General features: G+C 73.5%; 12 protein-coding genes. 9 read left to right on the plus strand and 3 right to left on the minus strand.

The window, feature by feature from the left end; all coding sequences use genetic code 11:
- Positions 1–752: 752 nt before the first annotated feature.
- From ACVUH9_RS20145 to ACVUH9_RS20155, 3 genes are read left to right on the plus strand one after another with little or no spacing between them, the layout of a single operon-like run.
- On the plus strand, positions 753–1,805 hold the full coding sequence (locus ACVUH9_RS20145) for a methionine ABC transporter ATP-binding protein (RefSeq protein WP_475760234.1): 1,053 nt from the start codon (positions 753–755) through the stop codon (positions 1,803–1,805).
- Positions 1,802–2,482 (plus strand): methionine ABC transporter permease, encoded by a 681-nt coding sequence (locus tag ACVUH9_RS20150; RefSeq protein WP_475760236.1) that lies wholly within the window; start codon positions 1,802–1,804, stop codon positions 2,480–2,482. The genes ACVUH9_RS20145 and ACVUH9_RS20150 overlap by 4 nt, the downstream gene beginning before the upstream one ends.
- Positions 2,483–2,511: 29 nt before the next feature.
- Positions 2,512–3,348 carry a MetQ/NlpA family ABC transporter substrate-binding protein gene (locus ACVUH9_RS20155; RefSeq protein WP_475760344.1) on the plus strand — a complete coding sequence of 279 codons (837 nt, stop codon included), beginning with the start codon at positions 2,512–2,514 and terminating at the stop codon, positions 3,346–3,348.
- A 225-nt stretch (positions 3,349–3,573) separates the two neighbouring features.
- Here ACVUH9_RS20155 and ACVUH9_RS20160 read toward each other — a convergent pair whose 3' ends face one another.
- Positions 3,574–5,016 carry a sugar porter family MFS transporter gene (locus tag ACVUH9_RS20160; RefSeq protein WP_475760238.1) on the minus strand — a complete coding sequence of 481 codons (1,443 nt, stop codon included), beginning with the start codon at positions 5,014–5,016 and terminating at the stop codon, positions 3,574–3,576.
- 226 nt (positions 5,017–5,242) lie between these two features.
- Between ACVUH9_RS20160 and ACVUH9_RS20165 the strand changes: the two genes are divergently transcribed.
- The 3 genes from ACVUH9_RS20165 (at position 5,243) to ACVUH9_RS20175 (ending at position 8,029) form a co-directional block, all read left to right on the plus strand.
- Positions 5,243–6,361 (plus strand): SDR family oxidoreductase, encoded by a 1,119-nt coding sequence (locus ACVUH9_RS20165; RefSeq protein ID WP_475760240.1) that lies wholly within the window; start codon positions 5,243–5,245, stop codon positions 6,359–6,361.
- A gap of 49 nt (positions 6,362–6,410) precedes the next feature.
- Entirely contained in the window at positions 6,411–6,941 is a 531-nt protein-coding gene (locus ACVUH9_RS20170) for a hypothetical protein (RefSeq protein WP_475760242.1), read from the plus strand.
- 311 nt (positions 6,942–7,252) lie between these two features.
- Entirely contained in the window at positions 7,253–8,029 is a 777-nt protein-coding gene (locus ACVUH9_RS20175; RefSeq protein WP_475760244.1) for a SigB/SigF/SigG family RNA polymerase sigma factor, read from the plus strand.
- A gap of 87 nt (positions 8,030–8,116) precedes the next feature.
- Here ACVUH9_RS20175 and ACVUH9_RS20180 read toward each other — a convergent pair whose 3' ends face one another.
- Entirely contained in the window at positions 8,117–8,542 is a 426-nt protein-coding gene (locus ACVUH9_RS20180; protein ID WP_475760245.1) for a Na-translocating system protein MpsC family protein, read from the minus strand.
- A 407-nt stretch (positions 8,543–8,949) separates the two neighbouring features.
- Here ACVUH9_RS20180 and ACVUH9_RS20185 point away from each other — a divergent pair, with 407 nt between their 5' ends.
- Positions 8,950–9,948, plus strand: a complete 999-nt coding sequence (locus ACVUH9_RS20185) for an MBL fold metallo-hydrolase (RefSeq protein WP_475760247.1) — start codon at positions 8,950–8,952, stop codon at positions 9,946–9,948.
- Positions 9,949–9,952: 4 nt separating this feature from the next.
- Here ACVUH9_RS20185 and cobN read toward each other — a convergent pair whose 3' ends face one another.
- On the minus strand, positions 9,953–14,281 hold the full coding sequence (gene cobN, locus ACVUH9_RS20190; RefSeq protein WP_475760249.1) for a cobaltochelatase subunit CobN: 4,329 nt from the start codon (positions 14,279–14,281) through the stop codon (positions 9,953–9,955).
- Positions 14,282–14,583: 302 nt separating this feature from the next.
- Between cobN and ACVUH9_RS20195 the strand changes: the two genes are divergently transcribed.
- A complete protein-coding gene (locus ACVUH9_RS20195; protein WP_475760251.1) occupies positions 14,584–16,068 on the plus strand; it encodes a lysylphosphatidylglycerol synthase transmembrane domain-containing protein in 1,485 nt (494 codons plus the stop codon).
- Between the two features lie 42 nt (positions 16,069–16,110).
- The gene (locus tag ACVUH9_RS20200) at positions 16,111–17,184 is read left to right on the plus strand and encodes an alpha/beta fold hydrolase (RefSeq protein WP_475760253.1); all 1,074 of its coding nucleotides are present in this window, start codon (positions 16,111–16,113) and stop codon (positions 17,182–17,184) included.
- The last annotated feature ends 8 nt before the right edge of the window (positions 17,185–17,192 follow it).

Raw genomic sequence — 17,192 nt, forward strand, 5'->3', positions numbered from 1 at the left:
CAAACCGAACTACCGCCGGTCGGAACCGATGCGGCCCAGACGGGGCGGGGCGGGGGCGGCCCGGTCCGGGCCGGGGCGGGGCGGGGCGGGGCGGGGGTCGGGTGCGGGCCGGGTGCGGCGGCGGGTGCTGGGTGCCGGGTGCGGCAGCGGGCGGCTCGGGGCGGGGCGGGGCTCTGGGGTCATCTTGCGTCGCCCGGGACTTCTGGGGTCGTTTCGCGTCGCTATTCGACGCAAGATGACCCCAGGTGGGACGCCCGACGCAAGATGACCCCGGAAGACGGAACGGTCGCCCCGTGCCGCCTCCGACTCCCGCCGCCTCCGACTCCCGCCGCCTCCGACCCTCGTCCCGCCTCCGACCCTCGTCCCGCCTCCGACCCTCGTCCGCCTCCGGCCCCCGGCCCCGCCTCCGCCCCCCGCCTCGCCTCCGACCCTCGCCTCCGACCCTCGCCTCCGACCCCCGGCCCCGCCTCCGACCCCGACCCCCGCCTCCGACCCCGACCCCCGTCTCCGACCCGGCCCCGCCTCCGACCCCCGGCCCCGCCTCCGACCCGCCGCACCTCTCCGCGGTAGGTCGACCGCCCCGCGCCCCCTACGAGTCGCCCCGAGCCCCGCAATCCCCCTTGGAAGCGAGCGATAGCGCCCGTGTGCGCTTAATCACCATATTCCAGTCGGAATTAGGGCATTATGGTCTGTTCCGCGTCGTCCCGACCGCCTGCGACCGCAGGCCGGGGCGCCGAGGACGAGTCAGAACCGTGATCCAGATCGACGCGCTCACCAAGACGTTCCGCCGCAACGGCAACGACGCCGTCGTGCTCGACGACGTGTCGCTGCGCGTGGACGCCGGCCGGATCGCCGGGGTGATCGGGCCGTCCGGGGCGGGCAAGAGCACGCTCGCCCGCTGCATCAACCTGCTGGAGCGGCCGACCAGCGGGACGGTCACCGTCGCCGGGCAGGAGCTGACCGCGCTCGGCGAGCGCGAGCTCCAGTCCGCTCGTCGCCGGATCGGCACGATCTTTCAGTCGGCGAGCCTGCTCAGCGCCCGGACCGTCAGCGCCAACGTCGCGTTGCCGCTGGAGCTGGCCGGGGTCGGCCGGCAGCAGCGGCGGGCCCGGGTCGCCGAGCTGGTCGAGCGGGTCGGGCTCGGCGACCACGCCACCGCCTACCCGGCCCAGCTCTCCGGCGGCCAGCGTCAGCGGGTCGGGATCGCTCGCGCGCTGGCGCTGCGGCCCGACGTGCTGCTCTCCGACGAGGCGACCTCCGGCCTCGACCCGGACACGACCGGCTCGATCCTCGCGCTGCTGCGCGGGCTGCGCGACGACCTCGGCCTGACGATCCTGCTGATCACCCACGAGATGGACGTCGTCCGCGACATCTGCGACCAGGTGACGCTGCTGCGCGACGGGCGGGTGGCCGAGTCCGGGACGGTCGTCGACCTCGTGACCGACCCCGGATCGGCCCTCGGCCGCGGCCTGGTGCCGGTCCGCCCCGCGGCCGCCGCCGGCCCCGGGCGGCGGGTCTGGCGCGTGACCTACGCCGGCCGCGCGATCGACCCGGGCTGGATCGGGGCGCTGGAGCGCGAGCTCGGCGCGCCGGTCGAGCTGGTCGGGGCCGCGGTCGAGGCGATCGACGGTCGGCCCGCCGGGCACGTGACGATCGCCGTCGAGGCGGCGACCACCGACCTCGCGGTGCGGCTGGCGCCCCGCGGGCTGCACGCGCAGCCGATCGGCGGTCGGATCGACGACGCCACCCCGCCGCCGGAGCTCGCCGAGCTGCTGACCGCCCCGATCGTCACGGAGGACGCATGAGCCTGCCGCTCGCCGAGAGCACGCCCTGGGGCGAGCTCTGGCCGCTGATCCAGCCCGCCCTCGGCGAGACGCTCCAGATGGTGGTGCTCGCGACCGCGATCACCGGCGTGCTCGGCGTCGCCCTCGGCGTCCTGCTCCACGTCACCGGCCGCGACGGCCTGCGCCCGCAGCGGGCGGTCAGCGCCGTCCTCGGCCTGATCGTCGGCGTCGGCCGCTCGGTGCCGTTCATCGTCCTGCTGGCGGCGATCATCCCCTTCACCCGGCTGGTCAACGGCTCGTCGCTGGGGACCGGGGCGGTGGTCGTGCCGCTGGTGGTGGCGATGGTCCCGTTCTACGCCCGCGTCGTCGAGCAGACCCTGCGGGAGGTCCCGCGCGAGCTGGTCGAGATGGCCCGGGCCGTCGGCGCGTCGCGCTTCCAGACCGTCCGCAAGGTGCTCCTGCGCGAGGCCGCGCCCGGCCTCGTCGGCGGCCTCACGATCACGCTCGTCGCGATCGTCGGCTTCTCGGCGATGGGCGGCGCCGTCGGCGGTGGTGGCCTCGGCGCGCTCGCGATCGATTACGGCTACACCCGCTTCGACGGCAACGTGATGATCGCCACCGTCGTCCTGCTGGTGCTGATCGTCCAGCTCTTCCAACTGCTCGGCGACCTCGTGGTCCGCCGCATCTCGCACCGTTGATCCCCCAAGGAGCATTCCCCGTGCACGTACTGCGACCCCGCTCGATCGTGGCCCTCGGCGCCGCGCTGACCCTCTCGCTGGGGATCACGGCCTGCGGCAGCTCCGGCGACGACGCGAGCAACGCCTCGTCGGCCGACGCGCCGCTGAAGGTCGGCGCCAGCCCGGTCCCGCACGCCGAGATCCTCGACTTCGTCAAGAAGGACCTGGCCCCCAAGGCCGGCCTGCAGCTCGACGTCGTCAGCTACGACGACTACATCCAGCCGAACGTGGCGCTCGAGGAAGGCAAGCTCGACGCCAACTACTTCCAGACCGTCCCGTACCTCGAGGCGCAGAAGCAGGACAACCCGTCGTACGACGACCTCGTCTCGCTGCGGCCGGTCCATCTCGAGCCGCTCGGCATCTACTCGAAGAAGGTCTCGGACCTGAAGGCGACGCCGAAGGGCGCGACGGTCACGCTGTCGAACGATCCGGCCAACGAGGCCCGTGGCCTGCGGCTGCTGCAGCAGGCGGGCCTGGTCACGCTGAAGCCGGACGCGCCGGCCAACGCGACCCCGAAGGATCTCGCCGAGAACCCGAAGGACCTCCAGTTCAAGACGATCGCCCCGGCCAACCTGCCGCGGACGCTCGACGACACCGACCTCTCGGTGATCAACGGCAACTACGCGATCGAGGCCAAGCTGACCCCGGCCAAGGACGCGCTGCTGCTGGAGACGCCGAAGGGCAACCCGAACGCGAACCTGGTCGTGGTCCAGCAGGACCGGCGCAGCGACCCGCGGATCGTGAAGCTCGAGCAGCTCCTGCACTCGCCCGAGGTCAAGAGGTTCATCGAGCAGAAGTACCAGGGGTCCGTGATCCCGAGCTTCTAACGAGCATCTGGGCGCGCGGTTGCGTCTGAGGTGGTCGTAGGCCGGCCGACACCGTGCGGTTGCGTCTGAGGTGGTCGTAGGCCGGCCGACACCGTGCGGTTGCGTCTGAGGTGGTCGTAGGCCGAGCAGGTCGCTTCGCGTGGGTCCGAGAGCTGGCCGCTAGGCCTGCCGAGGTCCACGCGGGCCGAGATGCGACGGCATACGGCCGCCCCAGACCAACCGCAGCTACATGTCTTCGAGCTCGCGTCCCTTGGTCTCCTTGACCGCCTTCCAGACGAAGATGATCGAGAGGAACGCGAAGCCGGTGTAGAGGCCGTAGGCCAGCGCCAGCGAGACCGACGAGAGCGATGGGAACGTGGTCGTGATCGCGAAGTTGGCGATCCACTGGGCCGAGGCGGCCACGGCCAGCGCGGTCGCCCGGATCCGGTTGTTGAACATCTCGCCGAGCAGGACCCAGACCGCCGGCCCCCACGAGGTCGCGAACGAGACCACGAAGAGGTTGGCCGCGATCAGCGCCGCGACGCCGGCGGCCCCGTCCAGCGAGGGTTCGCCGTCGACGATCGGGGCGGTCCCGAACAGGATCGCCAGCGCGCCGAGGGTGATGAACATCCCGATCGAGCCGCCCAGCAGCAGCGGCTTGCGGCCGACCTTGTCGACCAGCGCGATCGCGACCAGCGTCGAGACGATGTTGACCACCGAGGTGATCACGCTCGTGACCATCGAGCTCGACTCGCTGAAGCCGACGCTCTGCCACAGCTGCGACGAGTAGTAGAAGATCACGTTGATCCCGACCGCCTGCTGGAAGACCGACAGCAGGATGCCGACCCAGACGATCGGCATCAGCCCGAACGTCGGGCCGCGCAGGTCGCGCACGCGGATCTGCCCCTCGCCCTTGAGCGTGCGCAGGATCTCGCGGATCCGGCTGTCGGGGTCGCCGCCGACGAACCGCTGGAGCACGGTCCGGGCCTCCTTCTCCCGGTGGTGGGCGACGAGGTAGCGCGGCGACTCGGGGATCTGCAGTGCGAGCACGCCGTAGAGCAGCGCCGGGACGGTCGCCGCGGCGAACATCCAGCGCCACGCCTCGAGCCCGAGCCAGAGGTCGTTGCTCGCCTCGCCGCCGGCCGCCTGGGCCAGGAAGTAGTCCGACAGCAGCGCGACGAAGATCCCGACGACGATCGCCAGCTGCTGGAGCGAGCCGAGCCTGCCGCGCAGGTTCGCGGGGGCGATCTCGGCGATGTAGGCCGGGGCGATCACCGACGCCGAGCCGATCGCGGCACCGCCGAGCAGGCGCCAGAACGCCAGGTCGATCCAGGAGAACGCGAGCATCGACCCGATCGAGCTGACGATGAAGACGCCCGAGGTCAGGACCATCACCCGGATCCGCCCGTAGCGGTCGGCGATCCGGCCGGCGTACCAGGCGCCGACCGCCGCGCCGAGCAGGGCGATCGCGACGACGAATCCCTGGACGAACGAGTTGAGCTCGAAGTGGTCCTTGATCGCCGACGTCGCGCCGTTGATCACCGAGCTGTCGAAGCCGAACAGGAAGCCGCCGAGCGCGGCCACCCCCGCGGTCAGGATCACCCGTGAGACGTGGAGCTCGTCGTCCTCCTCCGGCCCCGGGCCTGGTCTGGCGGGGTCGTCTCGGTCGCCGGGGGAGGGGCGAGGCATGCCGGCGATCGTACGCCCTACGCGGGGCGGCGCGGGAACGATTCGCCGCGCCGCTCCGGGGGTCCTCGGCCGCCCGCGGAGCGGCTTCCGTCCGGGTGCGCGCGGGACGGTCGCCGCGGTCTTCGGCGGGCGATCGCGAGTCCCCGTCGAGGGTTTGACCTACTCGCGAGTAGCACCAGTGCCAATGGGGTGGCACTGCTTCCTACTGACCAGTAGGCTGGCGCTCATGTCGAAGACAGTGACGGGCAAGGTCGTTCTCATCACCGGGGCCGCACGCGGGATCGGGGCCGAGACCGCGCGGGTGTTCGCGCGCCGCGGCGCCCGGCTGTCGCTGGTGGGGATGGAGCCCGAGCGGCTGGCGGCCCTGGCCACCGAGCTGCAGACGCTCAGCCCGACCCGCGCCGAGCACGTCTGGTTCGAGGCCGACGTGACCGACCAGGCCGCGGTCGACGCCGCCGTCGCCGGGACCGTCGCCAAGCTCGGCGGGATCGACGTCGTCGTCGCCAACGCCGGGGTCGCCAACAACGGCACGGTCGCGGTCAACCCGCCCGACGCGCTGGTGCGGACGGTCGACGTCAACCTCAACGGCGTGATCCGGACGGTCAGCTCGGCGCTGCCGCACGTGACCGAGCGCAAGGGCTACGTGCTCGTCGTCGCCTCGCTGGCCGCCTTCACCGTGATGCCGGGGATGGCCGCCTACTGCGCCTCGAAGGCCGGGGCCGAGCAGTTCGCCAACGCGCTCCGGCTGGAGGTCGCCCACAAGGGCGTCCGGGTCGGCAGCGCGCACCCGTCGTGGATCGACACCGACATGGTGCGGAACATGAGCGAGGACCTCGGGACGTTCCGCGAGGCCCGCGCCAAGCTGCCCGGGCCGCTCGGCTCGACGACCTCGGTCGAGGCCTGCGCCGAGGCGTTCGCCGACGGCATCGCCCGCCGCAAGCGCCGGATCTACGTGCCCCGCTCGCTGGCGATCTTCCAGGCGCTGCGGACGATCATCATCAGCCCGGTCGCCGACATCGGCCTCAAGCGCGAGGCCAAGAAGATGGTCCCGAAGCTCGAGGCCGAGGTCCGCGCCGTCGGCCGCTCGTTCGGTGCCAGCACCGTCGCGTCGGGCGGCGACGAGCGCGTCGTCGTCGCGCAGGCGGCGGCCAAGCGGCCGGCCGCTCCGGCAGCCCCAGCTGCGGAGGCGCCGAAGGCCGAGGCGAAGCCGGCCGCCGCGGCCAAGGCACCGAAGGCGGAGGCGAAGCCCGCGGCCCCGGCCAAGGCCGGCCCCAAGCCCGGCAAGCCGTCGGGTGACGCCAAGTCCGCCGAGCCGGCGGGGGAGAAGGCGTCGAGCTCCGCTTGACGCGATGACCACGGTGGGGCAGGCTCCCCGCTCTCGGATGCGCGTTCCCTTGCCCACCCTCCCGCAGCTCCCTCAGCTTCAGCTGCTTCCCCGCGTCGAGGCTGCCCTCGACGCGGTGGTCGCGCTCGAACGGGCGCTGCGCTCGCTCCCGACGGAGATCGTGCTGCTCCGCCAGGAGATCGCGATCCTGAGCGACGTCCGCGACGACATGCGCGGGATGCGGACCGACATCCGTGACGTGATCGGGTCGGTCGACCGGCTGCGGGCCGAGATCGGCCTGCTCCCGCCCGACGTCCAGCACCTACGGGGGACCGTCGACGAGATGTACGCGGCGGTCGGTCGGCTGGAGGACCAGGTCGACATCATGGGCGGGTCGCTCGACACCGTCGACCGGATCGCGGCGCGGGTCGTCCACCCGCTTCGCCGCCGGACCCGGACCCGCTCCGGCGGGGCCGACCCGGTGCTGCCGGAGGACGCAGTCGCCGACGGCGCCGAGGACGTCGGCCGGCCTCCGCGGGCGGTCGATCCGCCCCCCGGCACGGGCCCGGGGAACCCGTTCAACTCCGAGGTCGATCCCTGAGCGAGCGGGTCCCCGTCGGCGTCCGGCGGGACACGTCCCGGGGACGAGGGGCCGGTGCAGGACCGGGTGGGGCGCGGTCCGACACGACCTGACACGAGCGGGTGGGCCTGTTAGGGTCGAGGTGGTTGTGCCGGTCGTCGCAGTGCGGCGCCGACAACGCTCTTCCTTCGAAGGTTGAGCGCTGGAGACGAATGCGCGTGGGCTCTGCTCACGGCAGCCGGCATGCGAAACAGCAGGTGCACCGTGCACGAGGATGCCTCCGCGTCCACAGCACGCGCGCCGGAACGTCATTCCCACGGGAAGGCACCTCCATGCTGGAAGACCCCATTCGCCGCGAGCAGACGGACCTCCGCCTGCTGCGCCGGTATCACGAGCACAACGACGTCGACGCACGTGAGCAGATGGTGCGTCGCGGTCTGCCGCTCGTCCGCTCGCTGGCCCGCCCCTACAGCGGTCGCGGCGAGCAGTTCGACGACCTCGTCCAGGTCGGATCGGTCGGCCTCGTCAAGGCGATCGACCGCTTCGATCCCGACACCGGTACTCGCTTCGTGGCCTTCGCGGCCCCAACGATCACCGGTGAGATCAAGCGGCACTTCCGCGACCACTGCTGGATGGTCCACGTGCCGCGCTCGGTCCAGGAGCTGGACGTGAAGGTCAACCGCGCGGCCGAGCAGATGGCCGCGGTCAGTGGCCGAACGCCGACGATCACTGAGATCTCGGTGCGCCTGAAGGAGCCGGTCGAACGGGTCGCGGACGCGATCCAGGGTGGCCAGGGCTACCGCTCGCTGTCGCTGGACCACCCGGCGGGCGAGACTCGTGAGACGCTCGAGACGCTCGGTGAGGAGGACGCCGCGTTCGCGACCGTCGAACGCCGCCAGCTGATCCTCGACGCGTGCCGGGCGCTCGACGAGCGCGAGCGCGAGATCGTCCTGCTGCGGTACTTCGACGGCCTGCTCCAGCGGGAGATCGCCGAGCGGATCGGCGTCTCGCAGATGCAGGTCTCGCGGATCCTGACCCGCGCGCTGGAGCGGATGCGCGAGTACCTGATCGTGCGCGACGCCGAAGAGGTCGCCCGGCTGGCGGCCTGATCGCGGCCGGCCTCGCGCCGACCCTGGCCCCGGGTCCGTCTTCGCGACGGGGCCGAGGCCAAGGCCGGTTGGCCGGTCGAGGGACTCCTAGAGCTGGCCGTTGCCCAGCTGGTCGGGACCGGTCGGATCGGCCGGGCCCGGGGGGACGTCGTCGAGCAGGAAGATCTCCGCCGACGCGTCCGCCTTGGTGTCGATGCCGCTGATGAAGGCCCGCACGCGGCGGCCGGTGGCCTCCTCGACCGGGCGCTTGAGGTCGTCCTCGGTGGCGTACTGGAAGAACAGCCGTACGTCGCGCAGTCGCTGGTACTCCCCGAGCTCGACGAGCTTGCGCTCGGCCGGGGTCTGGGTGTCCTCGAGCACGCAGACGACGGTGTCGGGGCCGGCGAAGAACGTGCGGACCTTGGTCGGGCCACGACCGAACTGGGTCTTGTAGATCTGCGCCATCGCGTTCGAGATGTACTGCAGCGGGCTCTCGTGGCTCGATGATGCGGTGTCGGCGTTGGACGAATTCACGGACGCTCTGGTCGTTGGCATGGAAGGGGGTCGATGCTCGCGTGAGCGGCGCTGAACCACGCCTCAGGCACGGCCCATCATTGTGGCGACTCGGTCGACCCCACGCAACGTCTCCCGGGCAGTGACGAACGGCACGTGAACGTCGATAGATGCGGGGCGACCCGGGTAGTGGAGGCCTGGGTGAGCGGCCAGCGTCGCCGTCACGGCGTTGGCCGACACCCGCTGCACCCCGACCCGGGGGTTGCCGTGCCCAGAACGCGCGGCGACCGCCCCGGGGCGGCGGGCTCGAGCCCGGGTGAGGCCCGGCCGCCGCCGACCCGGAGGCGGCCGGCGGGCCGCTCGCCGACACGTCTCGTGGCCGGTCTCGGGCGACCAGACGGACGATCGCCTCTGCGATCATCGGGGCGGTGAGCACCACCGCCGATCCCGCGACCGTCGAGGAGGTCGCCCCCGGGGTCACGCGGATCGCGCTGCCGGTGCCGACCCTGCTCGACGGGGTCAACGTGCACCTCGTTCGCGGGGCCGGGCCGACCACGCTCGTCGACGCCGGGATCCCGTTGCCGGCAACGCTCGACGCGCTCCAGGTCGCGCTGACCGGCCTCGGGGTCGCGATCGAGGACGTCGAGCAGATCCTGCTGACGCACCACCACTTCGATCACGTCGGCCTGGCGACGGAGATCGCCGCGCTCTCGGGGGCGACGATCGCGGCGTTGCCGGCGGTCGCGGACGTGATCGCCGACCCGCTGGCCCACTTCGTCCGCGAGCTGGAGTGGGCGGAGCGGCACGCGGCCCGCCACGGGGCGCCGGACGAGCTGCTGGACGGCACCCGCCGCTCGCAGCCGCTGATGCGCCGCGTCCTCGCGGGGGAGGTCGGCCACCCGCTGGAGGACGGTGACGTGCTCGACGCGGGAGACCTGCGCCTGACGGTCCGGCACCGTCCCGGGCACAGCCCGACCGACACGATCTTCGAGGACGGCCGGCAGGGCCTGGCCTTCGTCGGCGACCACCTCTGGCACGCGGCGCCGGTGACGCCGGTGCTCGGGGCGGGCTTCGCCCCGGAGGCGCGGCCAGCGGGCGACTACCTGGCGGGCCTCGAGCGGACCCGTCACAGCCCGGCGGCGCGGTTGATGACCGGGCACGGCCGGCCGGTCGAGGACGCACCGCTGCTGGTCGAGGAGCGGCTGCGGGCGCTCGGCCGGCGGGTCGAGCGGGTTCGCGGCGCCCTCACCGACGAGCCGGCGACGACCTGGGAGGTCGGCCTCCGGATCTGGCGTGGCGGGGGCTCGGCCGCCCACGGCCTCTCGCGGCTGTCGGCGCTGCTCGCGGCGCTGGAGCTGCTCGAGGACGAGGGTGCCGTCGAGCAGGCCGGCGCGCCCGACGGCCTCCGCTGGCGCGCCGCGTCCTGACCGCTCAGGCCTGGCCGGCCTCCTCGACCTCGCCCTCGACCTCGAGCAGGACGTCGCGCAGCTGCTCCAGCTGCTCCTCGCTGGGGGCCTCCCAGAGCCCGCGGTCGGCGGCCTCCAGCAGCCGCTCGGCGATCTGCCGCAGCGCCCACGGGCTCGACTTGGTCAGGAACGCGTGCACGTCGGGGTCCTCGACGTAGCGCTCGGTGACCTTCTCGTACATCCAGTCCTCGACCACGCCGGCGGTCGCGTCGTACCCGAACAGGTAGTCGACGGTCACCGACAGCTCCATCGCGCCCTTGTAGCCGTGGCGGATCATCCCGGCGACCCAGCGCGGGTTGAGGACGCGGGAGCGGACGACCCGGCGGGCCTCCTCGGCGAGCGTGCGGGTCTCGACCGTGGTCGGGTCGGCGGAGTCGCCGAACCAGGCCTTCGGCTCCTGGCCGGTGACGGCCTTGACCATCGCGACCATCCCGCCGTGGTACTGGAAGTACCCGTCGGAGTCGAAGATGTCGTGCTCGCGGGTGTCGAGGTTCTTGACCGCGACCTCGATCCGCCCGAACTGCTCGCGCATCGAGGCGTGCGCCTCCGCCCCGTCGAGGCCCTTGCCGTAGGCGTAGCCGCCCCAGGCCTCGTAGACCGCGGCGAGGTCGGACTGGTCGTGCCACGAACGGTTGTCGACCAGCTCCAGCAGCCCGGCCCCGTAGGTGCCCGGCTTCGAGCCGAAGATCCGGGTCGTCGCGCGGCGGCGGGCCTGGGCGGCGAGGGCGTCGGGGCCCGCGTCGCTGCCGTCGGCACTCCGCGATGCGTTTGCCACCGTAGGGGTGGACGACCGACGATCCGCCGCGCCATCGTTCGCGTCGCCGTCGTCTGCCGTTCCCGTCGCCGCCTCGCCGCCGGTGACGTCCTGCGCGAGCAGCTCGACCAGCAGCCGCTCCTCGTCCTCGCGGACGTGCTTGCGGACGAAGTTCTGCTCGTCGGGCTCGTCGAGCGCGGCGACCATCGTGACCGCGTCGTCGATCAGCGTGATCAGCTGCGGGAAGGCGTCACGGAAGAAGCCGGAGATCCGGACGGTGACGTCGATCCGCGGCCGGCCCAGCTCCTCCAGCGGGGTGACCTCGAGCGCGGTCACGCGCCGGGTCTCGCGGTGCCAGACGGGCTTGACGCCGAGCAGGGCGAAGATCTCGGCGATGTCGTCGCCGTGGGTCCGCATGTTGGCGGTGCCCCAGACCACGATCCCGATCTGCTCGGGGGCGCGGCCCTCCTCCTCGACGTGGCGGCGGACGAGGTCGTCGGCCAGCCGCTTGCCGGTGTCCCACGACAGCTCGCTCGGCAGCGCCTTCGGGTCGACCCCGTAGAAGTTGCGCCCGGTCGGCAGCACGTCGAGTCGCCCGCGCGTGGGGGAGCCCGACGGCCCCGACGGCACGTAGCGGCCGTTGAGCGCGCCGACCAGGTGGTCGATCTCCTCGGTCGAGCGACGGATCCGCGGGACGACCTCGCCGGCGGCGTAGCGGAGCACCCGCTCGGTCTCGGCGTGACCGCGGCCGAGCGTGCGCGTGGTCAGGTCCCGGATCGCGGCGGCGTCGGTCGGCCAGCCGGCCTCGCCGAGCGCCTCGATCAGGGCCCGCTGGGCGGCGTCGAGCCGGTCGACCACGTCGCCGGCGGTCGCGGCGGTCCCGGGGAAGCGCTCGACCAGCGCGGCCAGGTCCGGGTCGTCGACGGACGGCAGGGGCCGCGCCGAGGACGCGGTCCCCGACCCGGTGAGGTTGAGTGCGCGAGACGCACTCGAGCTCAACCGATCGCCGTCGCTGCCCACATCCGCGCTGCCCCCATCACCCGCGCCGTCGCCCGCAGCGCCGCGACCCAGCCGCGCCCCGCCGGCCGCGACCAGTGCGTCCTCGTCGAGCCCGAAGGCCCGCCCGACGACCACCCGCAGCCCGGGCAGATCGCCCGAGCCGAGCCGCATGATCGCGACCGCGAGCCCGCGCAGCTGCTCGTCCTCCGGCACCCGGCCGAGCACGTGCAACCCGTCGCGGACCTGGAGGTCCTTGATCGAGCAGAGGTAGGTGTCGATGTCGGAGATCAGGTGGTCGAGGTGGTCGGCCTCGGGTGCCTCCGTGACCCCGAGGTCGTGGTGGAGGTCGGCCGACTCGACGACCTCCCAGATCCGCCGCGCCAGGCCGGGCAGCTTCTCCGGGTCGAGGGCCTCGATCCGCACGTACTCGTCGAGCAGGTGCTCGAGCTCCTGGAGCTCGTCGTAGGTCTCCGCCCGCATCATCGGCGGCACGAGGTGGTCGATGATCGTCGCGTGGACCCGGCGCTTGGACTGGACGCCCTCGCCGGGGTCGTTGACCACGAACGGGTAGATCAGCGGCATCGAGCCGAGGATCACGTCGGGGTGGCAGTCGGCGGAGAGGCCGATCGACTTGCCCGGCAGCCACTCGAGCGTGCCGTGCTTGCCGAGGTGGATCATCGCGTCGGCCCGCCAGACGGCCTCGAGCCAGCGGTAGACCGCGAAGTAGTGGTGCGGGGCGGCGCGCTCGGCGTCGTGGGAGAGCGCGGCGGCGTCCTCCTCGCTGGTCGCGCGCGGCGGCTGGATCGCGACGAAGACGTCGCCCAGCTCGATCCCGGCGACGACCACGTCCCCCTCGTGGACGTACTGCGGGACGATCCCGGCGCGGCCCCCGGCAACCCACTCGCCGGCGTCCTGGCGCCCGTCGGCGAAGACGAAGCCCGGGCCGTGGTCACGCTCGACCAGGCTCCGCAGGCCCTCGGGCAGGGTCCGGAACCAGGCTCCGTACTCGGCTCCCGGCAGGCGGTAGGGGTTGGCCTCGAGCTGGTCGTCGGTCAGCAGCTCCGGATCGTGCCCGCCACGCTGGATCAACGCGTGGATCAGGGCCTCGCCGGCGGCGGTCGCCTGCTCGGCCGAGACCTCGTCGGCCTCGAGCGCGGCCTGGAGCGCGGGGACCGCGGTCGCGTCGACCCGCTGGCCGTCGGCGATCAGGGCCCGCAGCAGGACGACGGCGGAGGCGGGGGTGTCGAGCCCGACCGCGTTGCCGATCCGGGAGTGCTTGGTCGGCGAGCTGGAGAGCACGATCGCGACCCGGCGGTCGGCGGCCGCGGTCCGGCGCAGGCGGCCGTGGCGGACCGCGAGGCCGGCGACGCGGCGGGCGCGGTCCTCGTCGGCGACGTAGCGCATGATCGGCGCGCCGACGTCACGGCGGGCGGTGCCGGTGTCGGTCCTGTCGGCGGACGCGGGAGCGGCCTCCTCGCGCTCCTTGAACGAGACGACGCCGCCGAGGATCCGGCCGTCGAACTCGGGGATCGCGACCTGCATCGCGACGTCCAGCGGCGTCAGGCCGGCGGACGACGCCGCCCAGCGCTCCCGCGGCTGGGTCGCGACGGCCGCCTGGATCACGGGTACCCCGAGCGCCTCCAGCTGGGCGACGTCCCAGACCTGCCAGGCGTCGTTGGCGCCGTCGGCCGGCGCGTCCTGCTCACGCTGGTCGCCGCTGCCGGCGTCGCCCGCGGTCGATCCGCCGGAGGCGAGCACGGTCGTCAGCAGCGCGTCGACGATCGGGGCGGCGGTCGCCCCGTCGCCGTCGCGGAAGCGGTCGAGCGCGGCGATCCGGCCGTCCGGACCGGGCCGCAGCGAGGAGCACCAGACGGGCAGCGGCACGCCCCCCTCGGCGGCGACCGCGGCCGCCAGCGAGGCGACGAAGCCGGTGTTGCCGGCGGTCCGGTGGGAGCGGTAGAAGACGATCCCGACGACCGGGCGCTCGCTGATGGCGCTCCCGTCCGCCCCGTCGACGTCGCTCGCGATCCGCTCGCGGGCGGCGGCCAGCGCCTCGGCGACCGTCACGTCCCCCTGCTCCGGATCCCAGGCGCTGTGGTCGGCGAGTGCCTGCGGCGGCTCGAACCCGTCGCCGCGGACGAGCAGCGTGTCGCCGAGGAACCGCAGCAGCTGGGCGGTGTTCTCGACCCCGCCGTGGCGGAGGTAGGCGTGGGCCTCGGCGACGACGCCGGGCGCGACGGTCGATCGCGCGGCCAGCTCGGCGTCGGGCTCGGCCTCGCCGCCGAGCGCGACCAGGGCGATCCCGTCGCGGACGCAGCGCGCGTGGAGCAGGTCGAAGCCGGCCTCCCAGGCGCGGCGGCCGCCGAGCAGGCGAACGAGCACGACCCGGGCCCCGTCGGCCAGCTCGTCGACGAGCGCGGACGGATCGGGGTGCTGAGCGGGGTTGACGCAGCGGACGACCGGGAAGTCCTCGGGCAGCAGCTCGAGGGCGGCGGCCGTGGCGAGGATCTCGGTGTCGGCGGTGGTGATGAAACGGAGCATCGCGGCTCTCCGGTTGGGTGACGCGACCGTCGAAGCCGCAGGCGGTGACGGACCTTACCGGCGCCGTGCGGCCGGCCCGTCGAGGGCGTTCGAGACACGCTCGCCGGACGCCGGCATGTCGGGCGTGCGAGGATGCGTCTGTGCAGCGGTGGCGGCACCCCGCGCCCGATCCTGATGAGCCGAACCACGGTTCGGACGATCCGGGCACCGATGCGCGGATCTCCGCGTCGAAGCCCGAACCGTTTGGTCCAGGCGCGGTCGAGCACGCCCAGACGGCGGTCGACCCGCGACGCGACGGACCCGTGGCGGCGCGCCGCCGCGACGACCAGACGGACGGTCGGGGCGACGATGCCGGTCCTGACGGTGGCCGTCCTGACGACGCCCGTCCCGACGGTGGCCGTCCCGACGACGCCCGTCCCGACGGTGCTCGTCCCGATGGGACCCGAGCTCCCGCGGGGGCACACGAGCAGACCGTCGTCGCGAACCCGGCCGACCACCTGCTCGAGGAGGGGGCCGACCGGGCCGCGGTGACGCACGGCGGCCAGGACGCGGCGGCTCACGGCCCGACCGCCGCCAAGGCCTCGGACGACCCGCGCGCCGCCGGCGACGCCGACCCGACGGTGGTCGTGCCGAGCGACCGCGCCGGTGCCGGGGACGACGATCCGACGGCGGTCACGACGCCGGCCGACCGGCCCGACACGGACGGCGCCGAAGACGGCGAGTCGGCCGACGAGGCCGAGGCGGAAGTGACGCCGTCGGCGTCCAGCGGCCTCAAGCACATCCTCCTGGGGATCGTGGGGATGGTCGTCCTGATCGTCGCGATCCGGCTCCTGGCTCCGCACGTCGGCTTCCTCGACGACACCTGGCAGAAGGTCCGCAAGGGCGATCCGGTCTGGCTCCTGCTCGGCGTGGTGCTGGAGGTCTTCTCGTTCGCCGGCTACGTCTGGGTCTTCAACGCGACGGCCGCGCGCTCCGGCCTGCGGCTGCCGCGGGTGACGAGCTGGCGGATCACGCTCGCCGGGGTCGCCGCCACCCGCCTGATCGCGACCGCCGGGGCCGGGGGGATCGCCGCCACGACCTTCGCGCTGCGTCGCCATGGCCTCGATGCCCGCGCCGCCGCCGCGACCGTCACCGCCCAGCTGGCGATCGTCTACGGCTGGTTCATCTTCCTGATCATGCTGACCGGGCTGGCGCTGTTCGTCGGCGGGCACGGGCACGCGGCGATCACGATCGTCCCGGCGGCGATCGCGGCCGGGATCCTGCTGACCGCGGCCGGCGGTCGCTCCGTCCTGCGCAAGCTGGCAACGGTCTCTGCCCAGCGCGAGGGCCGCGTGGCGGAGGCGGTCGCCGTGATCCCGGGGACGCTCGACGACGCGGTCGCGACCGTCGTCACGCTGGTCCGCGAGCGCGACAGCGCGATCATCGGCGGAGCGCTCTGGTGGCTCGCCGACGCGGGCGTCCTGTGGGCGGCCTGCCACGCCTTCGGTGCCTCGCCGAACGTGCTCGACGTGACGATGGCCTACCTGCTCGGCCAGACCGCGAACCTGCTGCCGATCCCGGGTGGGCTCGGGGTCGAGGCCGGCCTGCTCGGGATGCTGATCGCGTTCGGCGTCCCCGGCGGCGTGGCGGTGCTGGCCAGCCTCGTCCAGCGACTGATCTCGACCTGGCTGCCGGCCCTGCCCGGTGCCCTGGCGCTGGCCTCGATCGGGCGTGCCTCGCCGGATGCGGAGGTGGTCTCGGTAGACGACGACCCACCTCCTCCCGGGGCCACGGCTACTCCCGCGTAGCCTGGGGTGGCGCCGCGGCCTACGGTTGCGTAGGCTACGGCGATGGCTCGGCGACGGAACAGGACGGCAGCGGCTGCGGCGGCGCTCACGGTGGCGGCCGCCTGGGGGGCGACCTACGCCGGTGACCGGCGACGGATCGCGGCCGATCCCTGCGCCGAGGCGCTCGCGCGGGAGGTCGGTGGCCGCCCGGTCGCGGTCACCGCGGGCGACGGCACGGCGCTGCGCGTCCGGGTGCTCGGCAACGAGGATGCGCCGACCGTGGTCTTCATCCACGGCTGGACCTGCGCGCTCGAGTTCTGGAAGCTGGAGCTGCAGGCGCTCGCCGGTGAGCTGCGACTGGTCGCCTACGACCTCCGCGGCCACGGGGGCAGCGCCCCGTCGGGCGGCGGCGACTACTCGATCGACGCGTTCTCCGACGACCTCGACCGGGTGCTGCGGGCGACGGTCCCGGACGGCGAGCGGGCGATCCTGATCGGGCACTCGCTGGGGGCGATGACGATCGTCGCCTGGGCCGCGGACCACGCCGACGAGGTCACCGAGCGGGTCTCGGCGGTGGGACTCTTCAGCACCGGCGTCGGCGACCTGATCAGCTCGTCGCTGATCCTGCCCGCGCCGAGGGTTGGTCAGCGGATCCAGCAGGAGATCGGCCAGGTCTTCCTCGGGGCGAGCGTGCCGCTGCCGAAGCGGACGACGCCGATCTCCGCTCGCGTGGTCCGCTACGTCGCGCTCTGCGGCTCGGCGACCCCGGCGACCGTCGCCTTCTGCGAGCAGATGGTCCTGCGCTGCCCACGCGACGTGCGCGCGAACACCGGCAGCACCGTCAGCCGGCTCGACCTCTACGAGGGCCTGGCGGCGATCGACGTGCCGACGATCGTGCTCGTCGGACGTGGCGATCGCCTGACCCCGCCGGTCCACGCCGAGCGGATGGCCGAGCGGCTGCCGCAGCTGCTGGACCTGATCGAGCTGCCCGAGGTTGGGCACATGGCGCCGGTCGAGGCCCCGGAGCGCACGATCGACGCGATCCGTCGGCTGGCGTCGGCGGCGGCTGCTGGTGTCGGTGCTGCGGCAACGGACGAGCAGATCGCCGACCGCGGGGTCGCGGCCTCCGGCGTCTGACTGCGGGT

The sequence above is a fragment of the Patulibacter ginsengiterrae genome, from assembly GCF_056269115.1.

Coding starts and splice junctions, on each gene's coding strand:
- ACVUH9_RS20150 (WP_475760236.1), top strand. CDS start 1,802: ATGAGCCTGCCGCTCGCCGAGAGCACGCCCTGGGGCGAGCTCTGGCCG.
- ACVUH9_RS20160 (WP_475760238.1), bottom strand. CDS start 5,016: ATGCCTCGCCCCTCCCCCGGCGACCGAGACGACCCCGCCAGACCAGGC.
- ACVUH9_RS20165 (WP_475760240.1), top strand. CDS start 5,243: ATGTCGAAGACAGTGACGGGCAAGGTCGTTCTCATCACCGGGGCCGCA.
- ACVUH9_RS20175 (WP_475760244.1), top strand. CDS start 7,253: ATGCTGGAAGACCCCATTCGCCGCGAGCAGACGGACCTCCGCCTGCTG.
- cobN (WP_475760249.1), bottom strand. CDS start 14,281: ATGCTCCGTTTCATCACCACCGCCGACACCGAGATCCTCGCCACGGCC.
- ACVUH9_RS20200 (WP_475760253.1), top strand. CDS start 16,111: ATGGCTCGGCGACGGAACAGGACGGCAGCGGCTGCGGCGGCGCTCACG.